General features: G+C 66.1%; 18 protein-coding genes. 13 read left to right on the forward strand and 5 right to left on the reverse strand.

From position 1 onward, the window contains the following. Positions 1 to 2 precede the first annotated feature (2 nt). The 3 genes from RCAP_RS08665 (at position 3) to RCAP_RS08675 (ending at position 5,457) form a co-directional block, all read left to right on the forward strand. On the forward strand, positions 3 to 1,658 hold the full coding sequence (locus tag RCAP_RS08665; RefSeq protein WP_013067471.1) for a cation acetate symporter: 1,656 nt from the start codon (positions 3 to 5) through the stop codon (positions 1,656 to 1,658). Positions 1,659 to 1,849: 191 nt separating this feature from the next. After that, positions 1,850 to 3,019 carry an RsmB/NOP family class I SAM-dependent RNA methyltransferase gene (locus tag RCAP_RS08670; protein WP_013067472.1) on the forward strand — a complete coding sequence of 390 codons (1,170 nt, stop codon included), beginning with the start codon at positions 1,850 to 1,852 and terminating at the stop codon, positions 3,017 to 3,019. 161 nt (positions 3,020 to 3,180) lie between these two features. Then, complete coding sequence (locus tag RCAP_RS08675; protein WP_238530187.1) at positions 3,181 to 5,457, forward strand: ATP-binding response regulator; 2,277 nt, start codon at positions 3,181 to 3,183, stop codon at positions 5,455 to 5,457. A gap of 6 nt (positions 5,458 to 5,463) precedes the next feature. Here the strand turns inward: RCAP_RS08675 and RCAP_RS08680 are convergent, their stop codons facing one another. After that, a complete protein-coding gene (locus RCAP_RS08680) occupies positions 5,464 to 6,057 on the reverse strand; it encodes a hypothetical protein (protein WP_013067474.1) in 594 nt (197 codons plus the stop codon). Positions 6,058 to 6,300: 243 nt separating this feature from the next. On the opposite strand from RCAP_RS08680, the gene recA reads away from it, so the two are divergent. The 10 genes from recA to RCAP_RS08730 all read left to right on the forward strand — a co-directional run bounded on the left by recA (position 6,301) and on the right by RCAP_RS08730 (position 19,963). Continuing rightward, entirely contained in the window at positions 6,301 to 7,368 is a 1,068-nt protein-coding gene (gene recA / locus RCAP_RS08685; RefSeq protein WP_013067475.1) for a recombinase RecA, read from the forward strand. 139 nt (positions 7,369 to 7,507) lie between these two features. After that, positions 7,508 to 10,162 (forward strand): alanine--tRNA ligase, encoded by a 2,655-nt coding sequence (alaS, locus tag RCAP_RS08690; RefSeq protein WP_013067476.1) that lies wholly within the window; start codon positions 7,508 to 7,510, stop codon positions 10,160 to 10,162. After that, positions 10,162 to 10,452: a DUF1330 domain-containing protein gene (locus RCAP_RS08695; RefSeq protein WP_013067477.1), complete on the forward strand. Its 291-nt coding sequence runs from the start codon at positions 10,162 to 10,164 to the stop codon at positions 10,450 to 10,452. The genes alaS and RCAP_RS08695 overlap by 1 nt, the downstream gene beginning before the upstream one ends. Positions 10,453 to 10,539: 87 nt before the next feature. Beyond that, a complete protein-coding gene (locus tag RCAP_RS08700) occupies positions 10,540 to 11,334 on the forward strand; it encodes a class II glutamine amidotransferase (protein ID WP_013067478.1) in 795 nt (264 codons plus the stop codon). A gap of 67 nt (positions 11,335 to 11,401) precedes the next feature. Then, entirely contained in the window at positions 11,402 to 12,784 is a 1,383-nt protein-coding gene (gene cysS, locus RCAP_RS08705) for a cysteine--tRNA ligase (protein WP_013067479.1), read from the forward strand. Then, the gene (gene cimA, locus RCAP_RS08710; protein WP_013067480.1) at positions 12,784 to 14,406 is read left to right on the forward strand and encodes a citramalate synthase; all 1,623 of its coding nucleotides are present in this window, start codon (positions 12,784 to 12,786) and stop codon (positions 14,404 to 14,406) included. Before cysS ends, cimA begins: the two co-directional genes overlap by 1 nt. Then, positions 14,403 to 15,164 carry a squalene/phytoene synthase family protein gene (locus tag RCAP_RS08715; RefSeq protein ID WP_013067481.1) on the forward strand — a complete coding sequence of 254 codons (762 nt, stop codon included), beginning with the start codon at positions 14,403 to 14,405 and terminating at the stop codon, positions 15,162 to 15,164. The genes cimA and RCAP_RS08715 overlap by 4 nt, the downstream gene beginning before the upstream one ends. A 131-nt stretch (positions 15,165 to 15,295) precedes the next feature. Further along, entirely contained in the window at positions 15,296 to 18,352 is a 3,057-nt protein-coding gene (locus tag RCAP_RS18465) for a methyl-accepting chemotaxis protein (RefSeq protein ID WP_013067482.1), read from the forward strand. A gap of 46 nt (positions 18,353 to 18,398) precedes the next feature. After that, positions 18,399 to 19,445 carry a protein-glutamate methylesterase/protein-glutamine glutaminase gene (locus RCAP_RS08725; protein WP_013067483.1) on the forward strand — a complete coding sequence of 349 codons (1,047 nt, stop codon included), beginning with the start codon at positions 18,399 to 18,401 and terminating at the stop codon, positions 19,443 to 19,445. A gap of 2 nt (positions 19,446 to 19,447) precedes the next feature. Continuing rightward, entirely contained in the window at positions 19,448 to 19,963 is a 516-nt protein-coding gene (locus RCAP_RS08730; protein WP_013067484.1) for a chemotaxis protein CheD, read from the forward strand. 199 nt (positions 19,964 to 20,162) lie between these two features. Here RCAP_RS08730 and RCAP_RS08735 read toward each other — a convergent pair whose 3' ends face one another. Genes RCAP_RS08735 through RCAP_RS08750 form a run of 4 tightly spaced genes read right to left on the reverse strand, consistent with a single transcriptional unit; the run spans position 20,163 to position 22,268 of the window. Next, entirely contained in the window at positions 20,163 to 20,552 is a 390-nt protein-coding gene (locus RCAP_RS08735; RefSeq protein ID WP_013067485.1) for a hypothetical protein, read from the reverse strand. After that, positions 20,549 to 20,935 (reverse strand): response regulator, encoded by a 387-nt coding sequence (locus tag RCAP_RS08740; RefSeq protein ID WP_013067486.1) that lies wholly within the window; start codon positions 20,933 to 20,935, stop codon positions 20,549 to 20,551. The genes RCAP_RS08735 and RCAP_RS08740 overlap by 4 nt, the downstream gene beginning before the upstream one ends. After that, positions 20,926 to 21,804 carry a CheR family methyltransferase gene (locus tag RCAP_RS08745; RefSeq protein ID WP_013067487.1) on the reverse strand — a complete coding sequence of 293 codons (879 nt, stop codon included), beginning with the start codon at positions 21,802 to 21,804 and terminating at the stop codon, positions 20,926 to 20,928. Before RCAP_RS08745 ends, RCAP_RS08740 begins: the two co-directional genes overlap by 10 nt. Continuing rightward, on the reverse strand, positions 21,801 to 22,268 hold the full coding sequence (locus RCAP_RS08750) for a chemotaxis protein CheW (RefSeq protein WP_013067488.1): 468 nt from the start codon (positions 22,266 to 22,268) through the stop codon (positions 21,801 to 21,803). Before RCAP_RS08750 ends, RCAP_RS08745 begins: the two co-directional genes overlap by 4 nt. Between the last annotated feature and the right edge of the window lies 1 nt (position 22,269).

Raw genomic sequence — 22,269 nt, forward strand, 5'->3', positions numbered from 1 at the left:
TGATGATCCGTATCCTTCTTGCGGCGGCGCTGGCCGCCATGGCCGGTCCGGCCCTTGCGGCGGGCGAGGCGATTCAAGGCGCGGTGCAGCAGGCGCCGACGAACTGGACCGCGATCGCGATGTTCCTGTTCTTTGTCGTGGCCACGCTGATCCTGACCGGCTGGGCGGCGCGGCGCACGAAATCGACCGCCGATTTCTACACTGCGGGCGGTGGCATCACCGGCTTTCAGAACGGTCTGGCCATCGCGGGCGATTACATGTCGGCGGCGGCGTTTCTGGGCATTTCCGGCATGGTCTTTGCCAAGGGCGTCGATGGCGCGATCTATACGGTCGGCTTCACCGTGGGCTGGCCCTTCATCCTGTTCCTGATCGCCGAACGGCTGCGAAATCTGGGCAAGTTCACCTTTGCCGACATCACCTCGTTCCGGCTGGAACAGACGCGCATCCGCACGCTCTCGGCGCTTGGCGCGTTGACGGTCGTTGTCTTCTACCTGATCGCGCAGATGGTGGGGGCGGGCAAGCTGATCCAGCTTTTGTTCGGTCTTCCCTATAGTTACGCGGTGATCCTGGTGGGCGTGCTGATGGTGCTTTACGTCACTTTCGGCGGCATGCTGGCCACGACCTGGGTGCAGATCGTCAAGGCGGTGATGCTGCTCTCGGGGGCGACGCTGCTGGTGATCCTTGGCCTGGCGCAATTCGGTTTCTCGCCCGAGCGGCTGATGGCCGATGCGCTGGCCAATCACGCCAAGGGCGCCGCGATCCTGGAGCCGACGCCCTTGGTGACGGATTGGGTGTCGGGCGTGTCGCTCGCCTTGGCGCTGATGTTCGGTCCGGCCGGTCTGCCGCATATCCTGATGCGCTTCTTCACCGTGCCCGACGCGAAAGAGGCGCGCAAATCGGTCTTTTATGCGACCGGCTTCGTGGCCTATTTCTTCGTGCTGACGACGACGATCGGTTTCCTTGCGATCACGCTTGTGGGCAAGAATCCCGAGTTTCTGGATGCCAAGGGCATCATCGGCGGCGGCAACATGGCGGCGATCCATCTGGCGCAGGCGGTGGGCGGGAACATCTTCCTTGGCTTCATCTCGGCGGTGGCTTTCGCGACCATCCTGGCGGTGGTGTCGGGGCTGGCGCTGTCCGGGGCCTCGGCGGTCGCGCATGATCTTTACGCCAATGTGGTGAAAAAGGGCGCCGCGGCCGACAAGGCGGAGATGCGGGTCTCGCGCATCGCGACGCTGGTGCTGGGCGTGCTGGCGATCGTGCTCGGTCTGATGTTCGAGAACCAGAACATCGCCTTCATGGTCGGTCTGGCCTTCGGCCTGGCGGCTTCGGTGAACTTCCCGGTGCTGTTGCTGTCGATCTTCTGGAAAGGCATGACGACGCGCGGCGCGTTCATCGGCGGGCTGATCGGGCTGGTGGTGTCGATCGTGCTGGTGGTGCTGGGCCCGGCGGTCTGGGTCGATGTGTTCAAGTTCGACACCCCGATCTTCCCCTGGTCGCAATACACGCTGTTCTCGATGGCGACGACCTTCATCGCGATCTGGGCCTTCTCGGTCACCGACACGTCGGCCCGGGCGGCGCGGGACAAGGCGGGCTATGATGCGCAATTCGTGCGCTCGGAAACCGGGCTTGGCGCCGCGGGGGCGGTGGCGCATTGAGGTTTCGCCTCGGGCCTTGCCCGAGGCGACCCGCGGGGGGCTTCGCCCCCCGCACCCCCCCCAAAAAAAGGGCGTATTTGGCCAAGGAAATGCACTGGCCCGCTGCGGTTTCACCGTTTCGAAAGGCTCCGCTGCGGCGGGGCCTTTTCGTTTTGCTCCAAGGCGGTTAGGTGTGGGGCAAAGGAGTGCCCATGACCCCCGCTGCCCGCATTGCCGCCGCCATCACGCTGCTTGACGCCATTGCGGCGGGCGAGCCGGCCGAGCGGGCGCTGACGAACTGGGGGCGGGCGCATCGCTTTGCCGGATCGGGGGATCGGGCGGCGGTGCGCGATCATGTCTATGATGCGCTGCGCTGCCGGGGCAGTTTCGCCGCCCTGGGCGGGGCGGCGGACGGGCGCGGGCTGATGCTGGGGATGTGCCGGGCAGCGGGGATCGATCCGGCCACGGTCTTCACCGGGGCGGGTCATGCCCCGGCGCCGCTTTTGCCGCAGGAGGTGGCGGCCTTTGCCGCGCCGCTGCCAGAGGCGGCGGATCTGGCTGCAAGGGATTGGCCTGACTGGCTTTTGCCGCAGCTGCGTGCCGATCTGGGGGCCGATTTCGACGCCGTTTCCGACGTGATGCGGGCGCGGGCGCCGGTCTTTCTGCGGGTCAATCTGGCCAGGGCCAGCCTGGCCGAGGCGGCGCAGGCGCTGGCACAGGAGGGGATCGGCACCGAGCCGCATCCGCTGGCGGCAAGCGCGCTGCGGGTGCTCTCCGGGGCGCGCAGGATCGCCGCGGCGCAGGCCTATCTGCAGGGGCTGGTCGAGCTGCAGGATGTCGCCTCGCAGGCGGTGCTGAGCGGGCTGGCGCTGCCCGAGGCGGCGCGGGTGCTGGATTACTGCGCGGGCGGCGGCGGCAAGGCGTTGGCGCTGGCGGCGGCGCATCCCGGGGCGCGGATCACCGCGCATGACATCGACGCGGGCCGGATGAAGGACATTCCCCCGCGCGCCGCGCGGGCCGGGGCGCGGATCGCGCAGGCCGCGCCCGGCAAGGTCGCGGGCGTCTTCGATCTGGTGCTGGTCGATGCGCCCTGTTCGGGATCGGGGACCTGGCGGCGGACGCCCGAGGCGAAATGGCGGCTGACCCCGGCGCGGCTGGCCGAGCTGACGGCGCTGCAAGATCAGATCCTGGAGCGGGCCGCGGCCCATGTTGCGCCCGGCGGGCAGCTTCTTTACATGACCTGCTCGCTGCTGGCGGCCGAGAATGACGCGCGGCTTTCCGCCTTTGTGCGCCGCGGGGGATTCGCGCTTGCGGAACGCCGCAGCTATTCCCCGCGCGACGGGGGCGACGGCTTCTTCGCGGGGCTTCTGCGGCGGCTGTGAACGTAACGAGAACTTTTGTGATACATCTTTAGGTTGAGCTTTGATTTTGTTAATCAGGCTTTAACCGAAATGACCCGCAATGCGAGGAGACGATTCTGCGCAGGAAGACGCCAGTGGTACATCCCGATCAGCCCATGCAGGCTCTTGGCCGGTCCGCGGCCATGATTGCGCCCGGGGCTTTGGTGCTGCTTGTGCTTGGCCTTGCGGCCGGGACGGCGGGATATTTCGTGCAGGACCGGGTGCTGATGACGCTTCTGCTGTCGATGTCGGGCAGTTTCCTGCTGCTCGCGGTGGTGGCGAAGCTGGCGCAGCGACATCTGGCGCGGCGGCGCACGCAGGTGGCGGGGGCGATTTCCGCCTTCATCATGCATGACGCCTCGCCCTCTTTCACCACCGATGGCGAGGGGGAAATCGGCTATCAGAACCGCGCCGCGGTGGAGCGCTTCGGCTCGCGCGGGGGGCAGACGCTGACCCGGGCTCTGGGCGAGATCTTTGCCAATCCCGGCGCGATGCTGACGCGGCTGCAGTCGAAGGCGGCGGCGCTTGGCGCGGCACGCGAGGATATGGTGACGCGGCGCGGCCATGTGCGGCTTTCGGTGCATCAGATCGAGGGCGGCGGCTTCCTGTGGCGGCTGGAGGACATGGCGGAACGGCCGGTGGGCGGGCGCGGCGCGGAAAGCATCTCGCTGCCGATGCTGACGGCGTCGAAATCGGGCACGATCCTGTTCATGAACGAGGCGCTGCGGCGGCTGGTGGGCGAGCGTGTCCGCACGCTCGACCGGATCTTCACCGAAGTGCCGATCCGCTCGGGCGAGGAACAGGAGATCACCACGATCGAGGGGCCGTTGCGCTGCATGGTGGCGCAGATCGAGGGCGCGGGCGGACGCGACGAGGTTTACCTGATGCCGGTCGCGCCGGGGCGGGCGCCGAGCACCGATCCGGTCTCGTTCGAGGCACTGCCGGTGGCGCTGATGCGGCTGACGGTGGATGGCCGGGTGATCGAGGTGAACCGGGCCGCGCGCGGGCTTTTGGGGCAGATCCCGGCCTCGACGAAGCTGTCGGAGCTGTTCGAGGGGCTGGGCCGTCCGGTGGATGACTGGGTTGTCGATGCGGTGGCCGGGCGGACCGAACGCCGCCCCGAGGTGCTGCGGGCGCGGCGCGGCGACCGCGAGGTCTTCCTGCAGGTGACGCTGGCGCGGGTGATCGAGGAGGGACGACCGGGGCTGATTGCGGTGCTCTCGGATGCGACGCAGCTGAAGACGCTGGAAGGCCAGTTCGTGCAAAGCCAGAAGATGCAGGCGATCGGCCAGCTTGCGGGCGGGGTTGCGCATGATTTCAACAACTTGCTGACCGCGATTTCGGGTCATTGCGATTTGCTGATGCTGCGCCACGACAAGGGCGACCCCGATTACACCGATCTTGACCAGATCAGCCAGAATGCCAACCGGGCGGCCTCGCTGGTCGGGCAGCTTCTGGCGTTTTCGCGCAAGCAGACGCTGAAGCCGCGGATCATCGATCTGCGCGACACGCTGTCGGATCTGACGCATCTGCTGAACCGGCTGACCGGCGAAAAGGTCGTGCTGACGCTGACGCATGACCCGAATCTGGCGCCGATCCGGGCCGATAAGCGCCAGCTGGAACAGGTGATCATGAACCTCGTGGTGAATGCGCGCGACGCGATGCCCGGTGGCGGCGAGATCCGGATCGAGACCGAGAACCTGCATCTGATCGAGGATCTGAAGCGCGACCGTGCCGCGGTGCCGAAGGGCAATTATGTCGTCGTCAAGGTGACCGACGAGGGGGTGGGGATCCCGGCCGACAAGCTGGGCAAGATCTTCGAACCCTTCTACACGACGAAGAAACCGGGCGAGGGGACGGGGCTGGGGCTCTCGACCGCCTACGGGATCGTCAAGCAGACCGGCGGCTATATCTTCTGCGATTCGGTGCTGGGCTCGGGGACCTGTTTCACGCTCTTCCTGCCGGCGCATGACCGGCCCTCGGAGATCGAGCAGGAGCCGGCGCTGCCGACAATGGAACTGCCGAGCATCGAGGAGAATTCCGCCGCGATGGTGCTTCTGGTCGAGGATGAGGCGCCGGTGCGGGCCTTTGCCTCGCGGGCGCTGAAACTGCGCGGCTATACGGTGTTCGAGGCCGAGAATGCCGAGGAAGCCTTGCGGATCCTCGAAGACGATCAGCTGCAGTTCGACGTCTTTGTCACCGATGTGATCATGCCCGGCATGGATGGCCCGACCTGGGTCGCCGAGGCGCTGAAGACCCGGCCGGATACCGCCGTCGTCTTCGTTTCCGGCTATGCCGAGGACGTGTTCCGCGAAGGCCGTCCGCCGACCCCGAATTCGGTCTTCCTGCCCAAGCCCTTCTCGCTGAGCGAGCTGACGGCGACGGTGCAGAACCAGATCGCCCGCCGGGCGCGGGCCTGAAGGCGCTCAGGCGAGGCTGTCGTAAAGCCGGAAATCGGCGGCCATCGCCTGTTTCAGCGCCGCCTCGGTCTCGGGCTGCAGTGCCACATCCGCCGCGGGCGGCACGTTCACCCGCGCAAGCGTGATCGCGCAATCGAGCCGGTCTTCGAGGAAATGCACGAAAGCGTCGATTTCCTCGTAGCGGAAGATGCGATCGACCCGCGGCGTGCCGTCGGGGCCGCACAGATGCGCCGCTTGCGAGCCGATATCGGCCTGCGGTGACGGCGTCGGCGCCATGTAATCCTGTGCGAAAGCGTCAAAGCTTCGGCCCGCCATCGGGTGATCGGGGTCTTCCATGTCGTCGCGGGTGCGGAAGCGATACCAGGAGCGCAGCCAGCCGATCGGCTCGCGCATCAGCGCGACGGTGGTGAAGGGCGCCCCCGCCCGCGCCGCCAGCCAGGGCGCCAGAACCTGATGATAGTCGGTGGCGCTCATGTGCTTCATCGGGGCGGGGCGCTGCATCGACACGCTGGCGAGTGATTCGAGCGCCACTTCGACCGCGGTCGAACCCGCCTTGGGCGTTGCCAGAAAGACCAGTCGTTGTTCCCAGAAAATCAGCATGTTCCGGTGCCTCCCGACAAATTTCGCCTCTGCTTACTGAAAGACCCCGGCGCGGTAAAGCCGGGCCGCGTGCCGTCGCGCCGGGGATAACCTTTTCTTAACCCTGCGGGCGCAGGCTGATTGTGGAGAATTTGATTGCAATGTTCCGCAATTGTACTCATACCATGAGAACAAGACAGGAACGGATGCGGTGCGCTCGGTCGATTGCCGCGCGGCACGCCCTGTGGGATAAGGGGACGACAGATGGCAACGACGGGCTTGTTCGAGATGAACGACAAAGGCAAGGCAGACAAGCAAAAGGCGCTGGAATCGGCCCTTGCGCAGATCGAACGGCAGTTCGGCAAGGGCTCGATCATGAAGCTTGGCGGCGACACCCCGCCGCCGGAGATCGAGGCCACCTCGACCGGCTCGCTTGGCCTGGACATTGCGCTTGGCATCGGCGGTCTGCCGAAGGGGCGGATCGTCGAGATCTACGGGCCGGAAAGCTCGGGGAAGACCACGCTGACGCTGCATTGCATTGCGGAAGAACAGAAAAAGGGCGGAGTCTGCGCCTTTGTCGACGCCGAACATGCGCTTGACCCCTATTATGCGAAGAAGCTGGGCGTCAGTCTGGAAGATCTGCTGATCTCGCAGCCCGACACCGGGGAACAGGCGCTGGAAATCGTCGACACGCTGGTGCGCTCGGGCGCGGTGAGCCTGGTCGTCGTCGACTCGGTGGCGGCGCTGACGCCGAAGGCCGAGATCGAGGGCGACATGGGCGATGCGACCGTGGGCGCGCAGGCCCGGCTGATGAGCCAGGCGATGCGGAAACTGACCGCCTCGATCGGGCGGTCGAACTGCATGGTGATCTTCATCAACCAGATCCGGATGAAGATCGGCGTGATGTTCGGCTCGCCCGAGACGACCTCGGGCGGCAATGCGCTGAAATTCTACGCTTCGGTGCGTCTGGACATCCGCCGCACCGGCGCGATCAAGGACCGCGACGAGGTGATCGGCAACCAGACCCGGGTCAAGGTGGTGAAGAACAAGGTGGCGCCGCCCTTCCGCGAGGTCGAATTCGACATCCTTTACGGCGAGGGCATTTCCAAGGTCGGCGAGCTGGTCGATCTGGGCGTCAAGGCGGGCGTGGTGGCGAAATCGGGCGCCTGGTATTCCTATGGCGACGAGCGCATCGGCCAGGGCCGCGAGAATGCCAAGCAATTCCTGCGCGACAATCCCGACATCGCCTATGAGATCGAGGACAAGATCCGGGCCAGCCACGGGCTGGAATTCGGTGTCGATCCGACCGCGGAAGATCTGACCGAAGAGTAAGGCCGCAAGGCCCGCTGCGCTTTGCAGCAGCACCAGAAGGGTGCAGTGCGACGGCCGGGTTCCCCCCGGCCGTTTTGCTTTCTGGACAGGGCCGGGCCGGGCCGCTAAACGGGGGGAAATCCGCAAAAAAGGCTTGCCCATGCCCAGTCTGAACGACATCCGGTCCACCTTCCTTGCCTTCTTCGAAAAGAACGGTCACCGCGTGGTGGAAAGCTCTCCGCTGGTTCCCCGCAACGACCCGACGCTGATGTTCACCAACTCCGGCATGGTGCAGTTCAAGAACTGCTTCACCGGGGTGGAAAAGCGCGATTACGTCCGCGCGACGACGGCGCAGAAATGCGTCCGCGCGGGCGGCAAGCACAACGACCTCGACAACGTCGGCTATACCGCGCGCCACCACACCTTCTTCGAAATGCTCGGCAACTTTTCCTTTGGCGATTACTTCAAGGAAAAGGCGATCACCTATGCCTGGGAGCTGCTGACCAAGGATTTCGACATTCCGAAATCGAAGCTGCTGGTCACCGTCTATCACACCGATGACGAGGCGGCGGCGATCTGGAAGAAGGTTTCGGGGCTGACCGATGAGCGCATCATCCGCATCCCCACCAAGGACAATTTCTGGCAGATGGGGCCGACCGGGCCCTGCGGCCCCTGCACCGAGATCTTCTTTGATCACGGCGACCATATCTGGGGCGGCCCGCCCGGCTCCAAGGACGAGGATGGCGACCGCTTCATCGAGATCTGGAACAACGTCTTCATGCAGAACGAGCAGTTCGAGGACGGCTCGATGGTCGAGTTGGAGATGCAGTCGATCGACACCGGCATGGGGCTGGAGCGGATCGGCGCGCTGCTGCAGGGCAAGCACGACAACTACGACACCGATCTGATGCGCAGCCTGATCGAGGCTTCGGCCCATGCGACCTCGGCCGATCCGGACGGGGCGGGCAAGGTGCATCATCGCGTCATCGCCGACCATCTGCGCTCGACCTCGTTCCTGATTGCCGACGGGGTGATGCCCTCGAACGACGGCCGCGGCTATGTGCTGCGCCGGATTTTGCGTCGCGCCGCGCGGCATGCGCATATGCTGGGGGCGAAAGACCCGGTGATGCACAAGCTGGTGCCGGCGCTGGTGCGGCAGATGGGGGCGGCTTATCCGGAACTCGTCCGCGCCCAGGCGCTGATCGAGGAAACGCTGAAGCTCGAGGAAACCCGGTTCAAGGTCACGCTGGAACGCGGGCTGAAGCTGCTCGATGACGAGCTTGCCGCGCTGCCCGAAGGGGCGGAACTGCCGGGCCCTGCCGCCTTCAAGCTTTACGACACCTATGGCTTCCCGCTCGATCTGACGCAGGATGCTTTGCGCGAAAAGGGCCGCACCGTCGACACCGCGGGGTTCGATGCCGCGATGGAGGAGCAAAAGGCGAAGGCGCGGGCGAGCTGGTCGGGCTCGGGCGAGGCCACGGATGCGAAGCTCTGGTTCGAGATTGCGGAACGCGCGGGCGTGACCGAATTCCTCGGCTATGACACCGAAACCGCCGAGGGGCAGATCCAGGCGCTGGTGATCGAGGGCGCCGAAGTGACCGAGGCCACCGGCGCGGTGCAGATCGTCGTCAACCAGACGCCGTTCTATGCCGAATCCGGCGGTCAGGTCGGCGATCACGGCATCATCCGCACCGACAGCGCCGAGATCCGCATCACCGACACGAAAAAGGTCGCGGGTGTGTTCATCCATATCGGCGAGGTTGTCGAGGGCAAGGTGACGAGGGGCCAGCCCGCGAAGCTGGAGGTCGATCACGCGCGGCGTTCCGCGATCCGCGCGAACCACTCGGCCACGCACCTTCTGCACGAGGCGCTGCGCCGTGCGCTTGGCGATCACGTCGCGCAAAAGGGCTCCTTGAATGCCGAAGACCGGCTGCGGTTCGACTTCAGCCACGGCAAGGCGATGACCGCCGAAGAGCTGATGACGGTCGAGGCCGAGGTGAATGCCTTCATCCGGCAGAATACCCCGGTCGAGACCCGGATCATGACGCCCGACGATGCCCGCGGCCTTGGCGCGCAGGCGCTGTTCGGCGAGAAATACGGCGATGAAGTCCGCGTCGTCTCGATGGGCGAGCTTTTGGGCTCGGGCAAGGGGCATGACGGGCGGACCTACAGCCTGGAACTTTGCGGCGGCACGCATGTGAAGCGCACGGGCGACATTGGCGCCTTTGTCGCGCTTGGCGAAAGCGCGTCTTCGGCTGGCGTGCGGCGCTTCGAGGCGCTGACCGGGCAGGCGGCGCTGGATTGGCTCAAGGCGCAGAACGCGCGCCTGGCTGAAGTGGCGGGCCTGCTGAAAACCTCGCCCGCGGAAGTGGCCGACCGGGTCAAGGCGCTGGCCGAGGAACGCAAGGCCTTGGCCAATGAGGTGGCGCAGCTACGCCGGGAACTGGCCATGGGCGGCGGTGCGGCTGGTGGCCAGGAAGTGATCGAAATCAAGGGCTTGCGCTTCATTGCTCAGGTGGTGTCCGGCGTTTCGGGCAAGGATCTTCCGGCGCTGGTCGATGGGCTGAAGGACAAGGTCGGCTCGGGCGCGGTGCTGGTGGTGGCCGATACCGGCGGCAAGGCGGCCTGCGCGGCAGGCGTGACGGCGGACAAGACCGGCACCGTTTCCGCGGTCGAGATCGTCAAGATCGCGGCGGCGGCGCTTGGCGGCAAGGGCGGCGGCGGTCGGCCCGACATGGCGCAGGCGGGCGGGGCCGATCCGGCCAAGGCGGACGACGCCGTCGCCGCGGTCAAAGCCATGCTGGAGGCGCTGTGATGCCCTCGGCGCTCTGGATTGCCCATGTGAAGGTCCTTGATGCCGAGGCTTACGGCAAATATGCCGCCGCGGCCGGTCCGGCGATTGCGGCGCATGGCGGGGTCTTCCTCGCCCGCGCCACCCGCTATGTGCAGCTTGAAGGCAATGACCGCGCCCGCAATGTGGTGGCGCGCTTCCCCAGCCTGGAAGCCGCTGTGGCCTGCTACAATTCCGAGGCCTATCAGGCCGCTTTGTCGCATGCCAAAGGGGCGTCCGAACGCGATCTCGTGATCGTCGAGGAGAACGCCTGACTTTCGCCCCGTCCCGGATTGCGTTACTGTAACAGCATCATGTCAACGCCAACCGGGGCGGAGCAACCGCCTGTTTGGGGCCGGAAAATGTGCCGTTGGGCAGCCTATGTCGGGGAACCGATCTTTCTTGAAGATATCGTCTCGAAGCCGGGACATTCGCTGATCCACCAGAGCCATTGCGCCACGCAATGCCATACGGCGATCAACGCCGACGGCTTCGGTCTGGCTTGGTATGGCGAGCGCCCCGAGCCCGGGCTTTACCGCGATGTCATGCCCGCCTGGTCGGACCCGAACCTCAAATCCCTGACGGCGCAGGTGAAATCCCCGCTTTTCCTCGCGCATGTGCGGGCCTCGACCGGCACGGCGACCAGCCGGAACAACTGTCACCCCTTCGTCGTCGGCCGCTGGAGCTTCATGCACAACGGCCAGATCGGCGGTTACAACGCCTTTCGCCGCGCAGGCGAAATGCTGATCCCCGATCATCTTTACCCGCACAGGAAGGGCGCCACCGACAGCGAGGCGCTGTTTCTGCTCGCCTTGGCCGAGGGGCTGGATGATGATCCTAAGGCCGCGCTCGAACGGGCGACGGCACGGCTGGAATCGCTCTCGCATGAACGCGGGCAGGGGCCGCACATGCGCCTGACCGCGGCCTTTTCCGATGGCCAGCGGCTTTACGCGGTCCGTTACGCCAGCGACGATCTGGCGCCGACGCTTTATCACCGCTGGTCCGACACCCGGCAGGGCCGCGCCGTCGTCTCCGAACCGCTCGAGGATGGCGAGGGCGACTGGACCCCGGTGCCGCCCGGGTCGTTCTGCGTCTTCGAGGGGGCGTCGCTGACCATCGAACCCTTTGCCCCGAAGCCGCAGGCGGTGGCGGCGTAAGCGGTTCTGCTGTTTCCTCGCGCCTGCAATTGCGCTAATCCGCAGGGACAAAGTTGCGAGGAAGCCGATGATCCGCCTGCACAATAGCAAGACCCGCCGCAAGGAAACGTTCCGCCCGCTCGATCCTCGACATGTGCGGATGTATCTCTGCGGGCCGACCGTCTATGACCGCGCCCATCTGGGCAATGCGCGGCCGGTCGTGGTGTTTGACGTGCTCTATCGGCTTCTGCGCCATGTCTATGGCGCGGATCATGTGACTTATGTGCGCAATTTCACCGATGTCGACGACAAGATCAACGCGACCGCATTGGCGCGCAAAGAGGCGGGCGCCCCCGGCACGCTGGAAGAGCTGATCCGCGCCCGGACCGAGGAGACGATCGGCTGGTATCACGCCGACATGGACGCGCTTGGCGCGCTTCGCCCCGATCACGAGCCGCGGGCGACCGATTACATCGGCGCGATGATCACGATGATCGCCGATCTGATCGTCCGCGGCCACGCCTATGCCAAGGACGGCCATGTGCTGTTTCGCGTGCGCAGCTACACCGAGTATGGCGCGCTTTCGGGCCGCTCGGTCGATGACATGATCGCCGGGGCGCGGGTCGAGGTGGCGCCCTTCAAGGAAGATCCGATGGATTTCGTGCTCTGGAAGCCGTCGGATGCGGATCTGCCGGGTTGGGACAGCCCCTGGGGCCGTGGCCGTCCGGGCTGGCATATCGAATGCTCGGCGATGTCCTATGAACTGCTGGGCGCGAGTTTCGACATTCACGCGGGCGGGATCGACCTGCAATTCCCGCACCATGAAAACGAGATCGCGCAAAGCTGCTGCGCCCATCCAGAGGGTGGGTTCGCCAATGTCTGGCTGCACAACGAGATGCTGCAGGTCGAGGGCAAGAAGATGTCCAAGTCCTTGGGCAATTTCTTCACCGTGCGGGATCTGCTGGATCAGGGCATCCCGGGCGAGGTGATCCGGTTTGTCTTCCTGCAGACGCATTACGGCAAGCCGATGGACTGGACGGCGGAAAAGGCCGCGCAGGCCGAGGCGACCTTGCGCAAATGGCGGGCGCTGACGGCGGGGGTGGCACCCTCGCATGAGGTGGCGCCCGGCGTGCTCGAGGCTTTGGCCGATGATCTGAACACCGCGGGCGCGCTCGCGGTGCTGCATGGGCTGACCGGGGAACCGGCGCTCCTCAAGGGCTCGGCGCAGATGCTGGGGCTTTTGCTGGACGAGATGGGCGATTGGGCGAAGGCGCCCGAGGTTGATCTGTCGGGCTTTGCCGCGAAGCTTTCCGATCTGCGTGCAAAAGCGATGGAAACCAAGGACTTCGCCCCGGTCGATGCGCTGAAATCGGCGCTGATGGCGGCGGGGGTCGAGGTGAGGATGTCGAAAGCGGGCGTCGAATTGCTGCCCGGCCCCGGCTTTGACGCCGCGAAGCTGGAGGGGCTGTGATGGCCAAGGAACGGCTTTACCTTTACGACACCACGCTTCGCGACGGCCAGCAGACGCAGGGCGTGCAATTTTCCGTGCCGGAAAAGATCGCGATTGCTCAGGCGCTGGATGACATCGGCGTCGATTACATCGAAGGCGGCTGGCCGGGGGCGAACCCGACCGACAGCGATTTCTTTGACGCGCGGCCCAGAACGCGGGCGACCTTCACCGCCTTTGGCATGACGAAACGCGCCGGACGCTCGGCCGCGAATGACGACGTGCTGGCGGCGGTGATGAATGCGGCCACGCCCGCCGTCTGTCTGGTGGGCAAGACGCATGATTACCATGTCACCGCCGCGCTTGGGATCTCGCTTGAGGAAAACCTTGAAAACATTCGCGCTTCCGTCGCCCATATGGTGGCCGAAGGGCGCGAGGCGCTGTTTGACGCCGAGCATTTCTTTGACGGCTACAAGGCAAACCCCGCCTATGCGCTGGCCTGCTGTTTGACCGCCTATCAGGCTGGCGCCCGCTGGGTAATCCTGTGCGACACGAACGGCGGCACGCTGCCCGCCGAGGTGGGCACGATCACCGCCGCGGTCATCGCCGCGGGGGTGCCGGGCGATCACCTGGGCATCCATTGCCATGACGACACCGGAACGGCGGTGGCGAATTCCTTGGCCGCGATCGACGCCGGCGCGCGGCAGGTGCAGGGCACGCTGAACGGTCTGGGCGAGCGCTGCGGCAATGCCAACCTGACCACGCTGATCCCCACGCTGCTGCTCAAGGAACCCTACAAAAGCCGTTACGAAACAGGCGTTTCCGAGGCGAAGCTCACGGGCATCACACGGCTCTCGCGCCGTCTGGACGACATCCTGAACCGGGTGCCCCTGCGCTCGGCCGCCTATGTCGGCGCCTCGGCTTTCGCGCACAAGGCGGGGCTGCATGCCTCGGCGATCCTGAAAGACCCGTCGACCTACGAACATATCGCGCCCGAGACGGTCGGCAACACCCGGCTTATTCCGATGTCCAATCAGGCCGGGCAGTCGAACCTGCGCGCGCGGCTGGCCGCGATGGGGATCACGGTCGATCCGAAGGATCCGCGGCTGGCGCAGATCCTGGACGAGATCAAGGCGCGCGAGGATCGCGGCTATGCCTATGACGGCGCGCAGGCGAGCTTCGAGCTGGTGGCGCGGCGCGTGCTGGGACTTTGCCCGCAATTCTTTGAAATCAAACGCTATCGCGTGATCGTGGAACGCCGCAAGAACCGCTATGACCAGATGGTTTCGGTGTCCGAAGCGGTCGTCGTGGTGAAGATCGGCGGCGACAAGATGCTGTCGGTTTCCGAAAGCATGGATGCCGAGGGGCATGACCGCGGCCCGGTGAACGCGCTCTCGAAAGCGCTGGTGAAGGATCTGGGCCCCTATACCGGCTGCATAGAGGACATGAAACTGGTCGATTTCCGCGTCCGCATCACCCAGGGCGGCACCGAGGCCGTGACCCGCGTCATCATCGACAGCGAGGACGGTCACGGCCAGCGCTGGTCGACCGTGGGGGTCAGTCCGAACATCGTCGACGCCTCGTTCGAGGCGCTTCTGGATGCGATCATCTGGAAGCTGATCCGCGACGGGGCGCAACCGGCATGAGCGATCCGGTCGCGCTTTGCGCCGAGCGGCTGGCGGCGGGCGACCCCGACCGCTTTGCCGCCGTCATGGCTTGCCCCGCGCCGGATCGGGCGGCGCTTTTCGCGCTTTACGCCGCCAATCTGGCGATTGCGCAGGCGCCCTGGGCCAGTGCCGAGCCGCTGGTGGCCGAGATGCGGCTGCAATGGTGGATCGACGCGCTGGGGGCCTTGGCCGATCAGGGCAGGCCGGTCCCGCAGGAGATCGGACCGGCGCTGGAGCTTCTGCCCGCGGCGGCGCTGCGCGGCCTGATCGCCGTGGCCGAGGCGCGTCGTGCCGATTGTCACGGCGAGGCCTTTGCCGATGCGGCGCGGCTCTGGGATTATCTTGACGCGACGTCGGGGGCGGTTTGTGCCGCCGCCGGGGCCTGTCTGGGCGCCGGGTCCGAGGCGGTGCTGCATGCCCACGGCGCCGCGGCGGGATTGGCGAACTGGTTGATCGCGCTGCCGGAATTGACGGCGCGGGGGCGGCTGACGCTGGCGGGGGCGACGCCTGACGCGCTGGCCTTGCTGGCGCGTGACGGCACGGCGCGGCTGCATGCGGCGCAAGCGGCCCTGCGGGCGGCCCCCGCCGGGGCGCGGCTGGCGGCGCTGAGCGGCTGGCAGGCCGCGGCGGTGTTGCACCGCGCGGCGGCCGCGCCCGAGCGGATCGCGGCGGGGGCCCTGCGCGGGTCGGAATTCAGCCGTCGTCTCGGGCTGTTGCGGGCCCGGCTGGCGGTGTGATCTTGCGCAAGAAAAGAGCGCAAACACCCGTTTCGCTTAAGTGAATCTTCAAAAGTTCCGGTCATGTTCCGACGAGTGCCCCGGGGCACGGCCTCGTTTTGCCCGCCCGGGCGCTGCGCTGGAGATCCGGAATGCCCTTTTTCAAAAGCCTCAAGCTGCGCTTGAAGCTGCCTCTGATGCTGGTGACGATTGCCGTGGGCGCGCTTGCGGTGATGGGCGTTTCCTCTTATCGGGAGGCGCGCAATCTGCTGCTGGAACAGGGCAGCCAGCGCCTTGAGCATACGTTGCAGACCCGGGCGCAGGGCGCGCAGGGCTGGGCCGATCAGGTGCAGTCGGAGCTGCGGGCGATGGCGGTCAATCAGGGCACCGCGCGGCTGATGCGCGATTTTTCGGGCGCCTGGAAGATGCTGGGCGCGGGGGCGGCCGACAATCTGCGCAAGGCGTGGGTCGAGACCAACCCGAACCCCGAGGCAGAGCGTTGGAAGCTTGATTTCGCAGGCGATATCAATGATTTCGGGATCATTCACCGGCGCGCGCATCCGGGCTTCGTGACGCAGTCGAAAGAACGCGGTCTGGCCGATCTGTTCTTTGTCGATCCGAAGGGGCGGGTGCTTTATTCGCTGCGCAAGGGGCCGGAATTCGCCGCCGATCTGACCGATCCGGCGCTGCAGCAAAGCCCGCTCGCCCGGGTTGTCGCGCAGGCGCTGGCCAGTTCCGAGCAGGTGCCGCAGATCTCCGACTTCGTTTCCGCCGGGCCGGGGGGCGTCCCTGTCGTCTATCTGGCGCAGACGGTGCGCAGTGCCGAAGGCGTTTCGCTGGGTGTCGTGGCCTTTGCGGCGCGGCTGGATCCGCTGCTGCAGATGATCACCGCCCCGCAATCGCTGGGCGAAACCGGGCAGGCCTATCTGGTCGATGGCAGCGGGATTCTGCAGTCCCCGTTGCGGGCGGGCGCTTCGGTGAGCCCGGGAGCGACGGTGAAAACCCCCGCCGTGACCGCCGCGCTGGCGGGGGCAACCGGGCGGATCGAGCAATCGGGCGTCGAGGGCGGCAGCGTTCTGGCGGTGCATGCGCCGTTGCAGATCTTCGGCCGTCCGATGGCGCTGGTGGTCGAGCAGTCCGACCGCGAATTGTTTGCCCCGGCGCGTGAACTGGCGCAGAAGCTTGGTGTGAATGCGGCTTTGCTGATTGCGGTTCTGGCGGCGATTTCGACCTGGATGGCGCGCGGGATCGCCCGTCCGCTGCACGATCTGGCGGCGGCGGTCAACCGGATCAGCCGGGGCGATCATGCGCTGCGCGTTCCCGGCACCGGATCGCGGGACGAGGTCGGCGAGATCGCCCAGGCGGTCGAGGCCCTGCGCGGCGATCTGGCCGCCTCCGAAGCCACCCGCCATGCGGCGATGGTGCAGGGGACGGCGTTTCGCAATTCCTCGGCGGCGCTGATGGTGGTCGGCTCCGATCTGACCATCACCTATGTGAATACGGCGCTGATCAGGCTGGTGGAGGTGAAACTGCCGGATTTCCGCCTGCGGCAGCCCGATTTGCAGCCCGAAACCCTGGTGGGACAATCGCTTGCCGCGCTTTACCCGCTGAGCGCCGAGATCGAGGCCCGGCTGCAGGATCCGGCGCAGCTGCCGTTCCGGCGCGATGTCGCGGTGGGCGAAGGCCGGTTTGGCGTCGATTTTTCCGAGATCAGGACGCCCGATGGCGCGCAGCTGGGCTTTGTCGTCGAATGGCGCGACGTGACCGAGCTGCGGATGACCCGGGCGCTTTTGAACGCGCTCGACAGCACGCAGCTGATGCTCGAATTTTCGCCCGCGGGCCGGGTTGCGCGCGGCAATGCCAATCTGCTGGCGGCGCTTGGCGAGACCGAGGCGACGTTGACCGGGCGCAGCCACGAGGGGCTGATCGAGGGCGAGGGGGCGCTGGCCGGGTTCTGGTCGCGTCTGGAACGGCTGGAGCCGGTGATCGGCCGCTTCGCGCTGATCCGGGCCGATGGCGCGCGCGTGGTGGCCGAAGGCAGCGTCACGCCGGTGCCGGACCGCGCGGGCAACATGCTCAAGATCGTGCTGATCGCCAATGACATCACCGAGGCGCAATCGGCGCTGGAGCGGGCGCGGGCGCGCAACGAGACGATGCTGGCCGAGCAGCGCGGCGTGGTCGAGGCCCTGCGGGTCGGTCTGGAAGATCTGGCCCGGGGCGATCTGGGCAGCCGGATCGGGCAGCAATTTCCGCCCGAATACGAACAGCTGCGGACCGATTTCAACAATGCCGCCACGACGCTTGGCGCGGCGATGCTGGTGGTGATCGACAATGCGCAAAGCATCGACGGCGAGGTGAGCGAAATCACCAATGCCGCCTCGGATCTGAGCCAGCGCACCGAACGGCAGGCGGCGACGCTGGCCGAGACGGTGACCGCGCTGGACCAGCTGACCACCTCGATCGGCGCCGCGACGGCGAGCATTTCCGAGGCGGATCAGGTGGTCGAACGGGCCCGGATCGGCGCCGAAAGCTCGGGGCGGGTGGTGCAGCAGGCGGTCTCTGCCATGGGCGAAATCGCCGAATCGTCGCAAAAGATTTCGCGCATCATCGGGGTGATCGAAGACATCGCCTTCCAGACCAACCTGCTGGCGCTGAACGCGGGCGTCGAAGCCGCCCGGGCGGGCGAGGCCGGGCGCGGCTTTGCCGTCGTCGCCTCGGAGGTGCGGGCGCTGGCGCAGCGGTCCTCGGCCGCCGCGCAGGAGATTTCCGGCCTGATCAGCGCCTCCTCGGATCACGTGCAGGTCGGGGTCGATCTGGTCGGTCAGACCGGGCAGGCGCTGGATGGCATCCTGGTCTCGGTCAATGACATTTCCGGGCGTGTGTCGAAGATCGCCTCCTCGGCGCGCGAACAATCGACCGGCCTGTCGGAGATCAACCGCGCGATGATCGAACTGGATCAGGTGACGCAGCAAAACGCCGCGATGTTCGAGGAAACCACGGCCGCCGCGCAGGCGCTCAGCCGCGGCGTGCAGGCGCTGACCGCCACGACGGCGCGCTTCCGGGCGCCCGAACCTGACAACGCGGTCGTGACGCCGCCTGCGGTCGTCGCGCCGCCAGTGAAGCTGCGGCCCCCCAAAGCCTCCAGGCCGCCGCGCAGTCTTGGCGCGCTGGCCATTGCCGAAGACGGGAGCGAATGGGTCGACTTTTGAGACTGAACCGAAAATGGGCGCACCGTCGCCATAAACGGGAAATGAAATGACACCGAAACGCGTTCTGATCGTCGATGATTCCCCGACCATTCGGGCCTTGATCCGGACCAAGCTGGCCGCGGATCCGCGCATCGTCGTGGTCGGCGAGGCAAGCGATCCTTTCGAGGCGCGCGAGAAGATCAAGGCCCTGTCCCCCGACGTGCTGACGCTTGACGTCGAGATGCCCCGGATGAACGGGCTTGAATTTCTCGAAAAGCTGATGCGGCTGCGGCCGATGCCGGTGGTGATGATTTCCACCGAAACCCAGAAAGGCTCGGCTGCGGCGCTGGAAGCGCTGTCGCTTGGTGCGGTCGAATGCGTCGGCAAGCCGAGCTTCGACCGGCTCTCGGACACTTTCCTGAACCTGGCCGAGCTCTTGGTCGCGGCGGCGAATGCGCGGCTGCGCAGTCCGGGACCGCGCGCCCAGATCGCCCCGGCCCAGGACTTCAAGTGGAACGGGAAAGTCGTGCTGATCGGGTCTTCGACCGGCGGCGTGGATGCGCTGGAAACGCTGCTCTCGGGCTATCCACGCAACTGTCCGCCGACCCTGATCACCCAGCACATGCCGGAAGGGTTCCTGGCCAGTTTCGCGCGCCGTCTGGACGGGCGGATGGTGCCCACGGTCGAGCTGGCCCGCGATGGGGCGCCGCTGGTGCCGGGCACGGTCTATCTGGCGCCGGGGGGCGATTACCATCTGGCGGTCAGCCCCTCGGATCCGCCGCGTTGCAAGCTTGTCGCCAGCGACAAGCGCAACGGCCACCGCCCCTCGGTCGAGGTGCTGTTCGAATCGGCCGTGCCGATCGCGCAGAAGGTGGTGTCCGTGATGCTCACGGGGATGGGACGCGATGGCGCCGAAGCGATGAAACGCCTGCGCCAGGCCGGGGCCCGCTGCCTCGCGCAGGACGAGGCGACCTGTGTCGTCTTCGGCATGCCGCGCGCCGCGATCGAGATCGGGGCCGCCGAAAAGGCGGTGCCGATCGGCAAGATGTCCCAGTCGGTGCTGCAGCTTTGCGCCGGCAGTCAGATGCAGTTCAAATCGTCACGGAGGGAATAATCATGGCAGGACCTCACAAAACCCTCCATATCGCGCAGGGCGAATTCATCACCGCCAAGGGGGCCGAGGCGTCGATCTCGACCATTCTCGGGTCCTGCGTCGCGACCTGTCTTTATGACGAGAGCGGCCAGGTCGGCGGGATGAACCATTTCCTGTTGCCCGACGGCGCGGGGGCCTCGCTCAATTCCGCGCGGTTCGGCGTCAACGCGATGGAATTGCTGATCAACGCGCTGATCAAGGAGGGCGCCAATCGCAAGCGCCTGAAGGCGAAGGTGTTCGGCGGCGGTCGGATGATCGCGGGCCTGACCGATGTCGGGCAGAAGAATGCGGAATTCGTGCTCGATTTCCTGCGCCGCGAGGGGATCGAATGCACCGGGCAGAGCCTGGGCGGAACGCAGGCGCGGCGGGTCGAATTCTGGCCCGGAACCGGCCGGGCGCGGCAGCGGCTCTTGGGCGAGACCCGGGTCGTCGAGACGCCGCCGGTGATGGCGGCGGGCAACGGCGTCGAGCTGTTCTGAGCGCCAGGACGACAGGCAAGGCCCCGGATCGTGTCAATCCGGGGCTTTTTGCTGTGCTGATCGCTGCGACCGCGCATAAAAAAACACCGACGCGACCGGCAGGTCGACATCGGTGCGCTCTGGCGCTCAGGTTCGGGACGTCAGCGGTCGACCGGGGCAACCAGCTGCGCAACAGGAAGAGCCGGTGGTTCGTGTGATCTCAGAACCACTGGATCTCCCCTTGCTCTTCTTGCTGGACCTCGTGCCGCTGCTGTTCGGGGTCGAGATTCGTCGCCAGCTCGTGCAGGCGCAGGCGCGACAGGATCGGCACTGCGTGAAGCTTCACGTCCTGCGGCATTTCCGTGGACACGGCCGACATCAGACGGCCGAGATCCTCCAGCGCCTGGGTGATCCGGTCGATCCCCTGCAGGCCGCGGATTGCGGCCGCATCTGTGTGATCGGCGAAATGGCACAGCGAAATCGCACGCTGCACCTCTGACGAGAGCCGGGCGAGCGTGTCCAGCTCGTCTCCGATGCGGGCCGCAAGGGCATCGAGCGGCAGATCTCTGCGCTCGATGGGGATGGAGGCGATGCTGGGGAGCTCGATCATAGCCGACCCACCACGGCTTCGATGCAGCCGCGCAGTTCCTGCGGCGTGAAGGGCTTCTTCAGGAAGTTGTTCATCCCCAGACGCTTGCCGGTGTCGATGATTTCGCGATCGGCGCGGCCGGTGATCAGGATGAAGCCGAGCCCCTTGGTGCGCTGATTGCTGCGCAGCGCATGCAGCAGCTGCAGCCCGTCCATGCCGGGCATGTTGTAATCCGAGATCACCAGATGCACCGGCGTCTTTTCGAGGATCTGCAGCGCCCGCGGCCCGTCGGTCGCATAACCGACCTGCCGGATCCCCATCGCGTCCAGGGCTTGCGTGATCAGACCTCGGCTGGTGGACATGTCGTCCACCACCATGACCCTCAATTGATCTCTCAGTGCCATTTCGGGCCTCCGATCGGGCTTTCCGCTTTGGGAAGCTTGTAAGTTGTGATGCCGGCTGTCGAGAGCTGGCAGGGCGGGTCGAGCGGGACGCGTTCGGAATGACCGACGAAGAGCCATCCGCGCGGGGTGAGCACCGATTCAAAGCGACGCCAGAGGCGGAGCTGATCTTCCGGGCTGAAATAGATCACGACATTGCGGCAAAAGACGACGTCGAACCGGCCACGCATCGGCCAGGTCGCATCGTGCAGGTTCAGTTCGCGGAACGACACCAGGTTGCGCAGCATCGGCACGATATGGACGCCGTCGCTTTCGACGGTGACAAAACGCTGCAGCGGCTTCGGGATCGTCGCGAGCGTGTTCTCTTCATAGACCGCCGCGCGACCGCGGGCGATCATCTGCGGATCGATGTCGGTGGCCAGCAACCGGATGTCGAGCCGGGCCAGGTCCTGCGCCATGTCGGCAAGCACCATCGCGATCGAGAACACTTCCTGCCCGGTCGAACAGCCTGCCGACCAGATCCGGACCTTCTTGCCCGCGCGCGCCTGTTCGATCAGCGGCGGCAAGGTCGTCGAGCGCAGGGTCTCGAAGTGATGGTTTTCGCGGAAGAACTGCGTGACATTCGTGGTCAGGGCAGAGACCATCGCACGCCGTTCCTCGTGGCCCTCGTCCGAGGTGATCAGGCGGATGTAGCTGCCATAATCCTTCAGCCCAAGGGCGCGCAGGCGTTTGCCAAGCCGCGACTGCACCATCGAGGTCTTCCCCGGTGCAAGGACGATCCCGGCCTGCTCATAGAGAACGCGGGCGATCGCCGTCAGTTCGCTTTCGCTCGGAGCGGGCGGAACCGCCAGGTGGGGTTGATGCTGGGTCATGCCGCCTCGGCGTTCTCATCAGGCAACACCGCGCTGAGGTCGAGGACCCGGATCATCCGGCCGTCGACGATGGTCAGCGCCTCGATGAAGCTGTGGGCGCAATCGGCGGCCAGCTCCGGCGGCGGTTGCAGTTCGGTGCGCGGCAGCGCCAGGATGTCGGAGACCGCGTTGACCAGAAGGCCGGCGGTCTGCGAGCCCACCTGCACCACGATGATGACATTGCGGGCATCGCCCACCACCGGTTCCATGCCGAGCCGGACCGAGAGATCGACCACCGGCAGCACGGTGCCGCGCAGGTTGATCACGCCGCGCACATGCATGGGCGCATGCGGCAGCGGCGTCGCCCGGGTCCAGCCGCGGATTTCGCGCACGGACATGATGTCGACGCTGTATTCTTCTTCCGCAAGCCGGAATGACAGGAGTTCGACTTCGGAGGAGTTTTGCGAGCTTTTTTCCAGGGTCATG

The sequence above is a fragment of the Rhodobacter capsulatus SB 1003 genome (assembly GCF_000021865.1).
Classification (GTDB): domain Bacteria; phylum Pseudomonadota; class Alphaproteobacteria; order Rhodobacterales; family Rhodobacteraceae; genus Rhodobacter; species Rhodobacter capsulatus_B.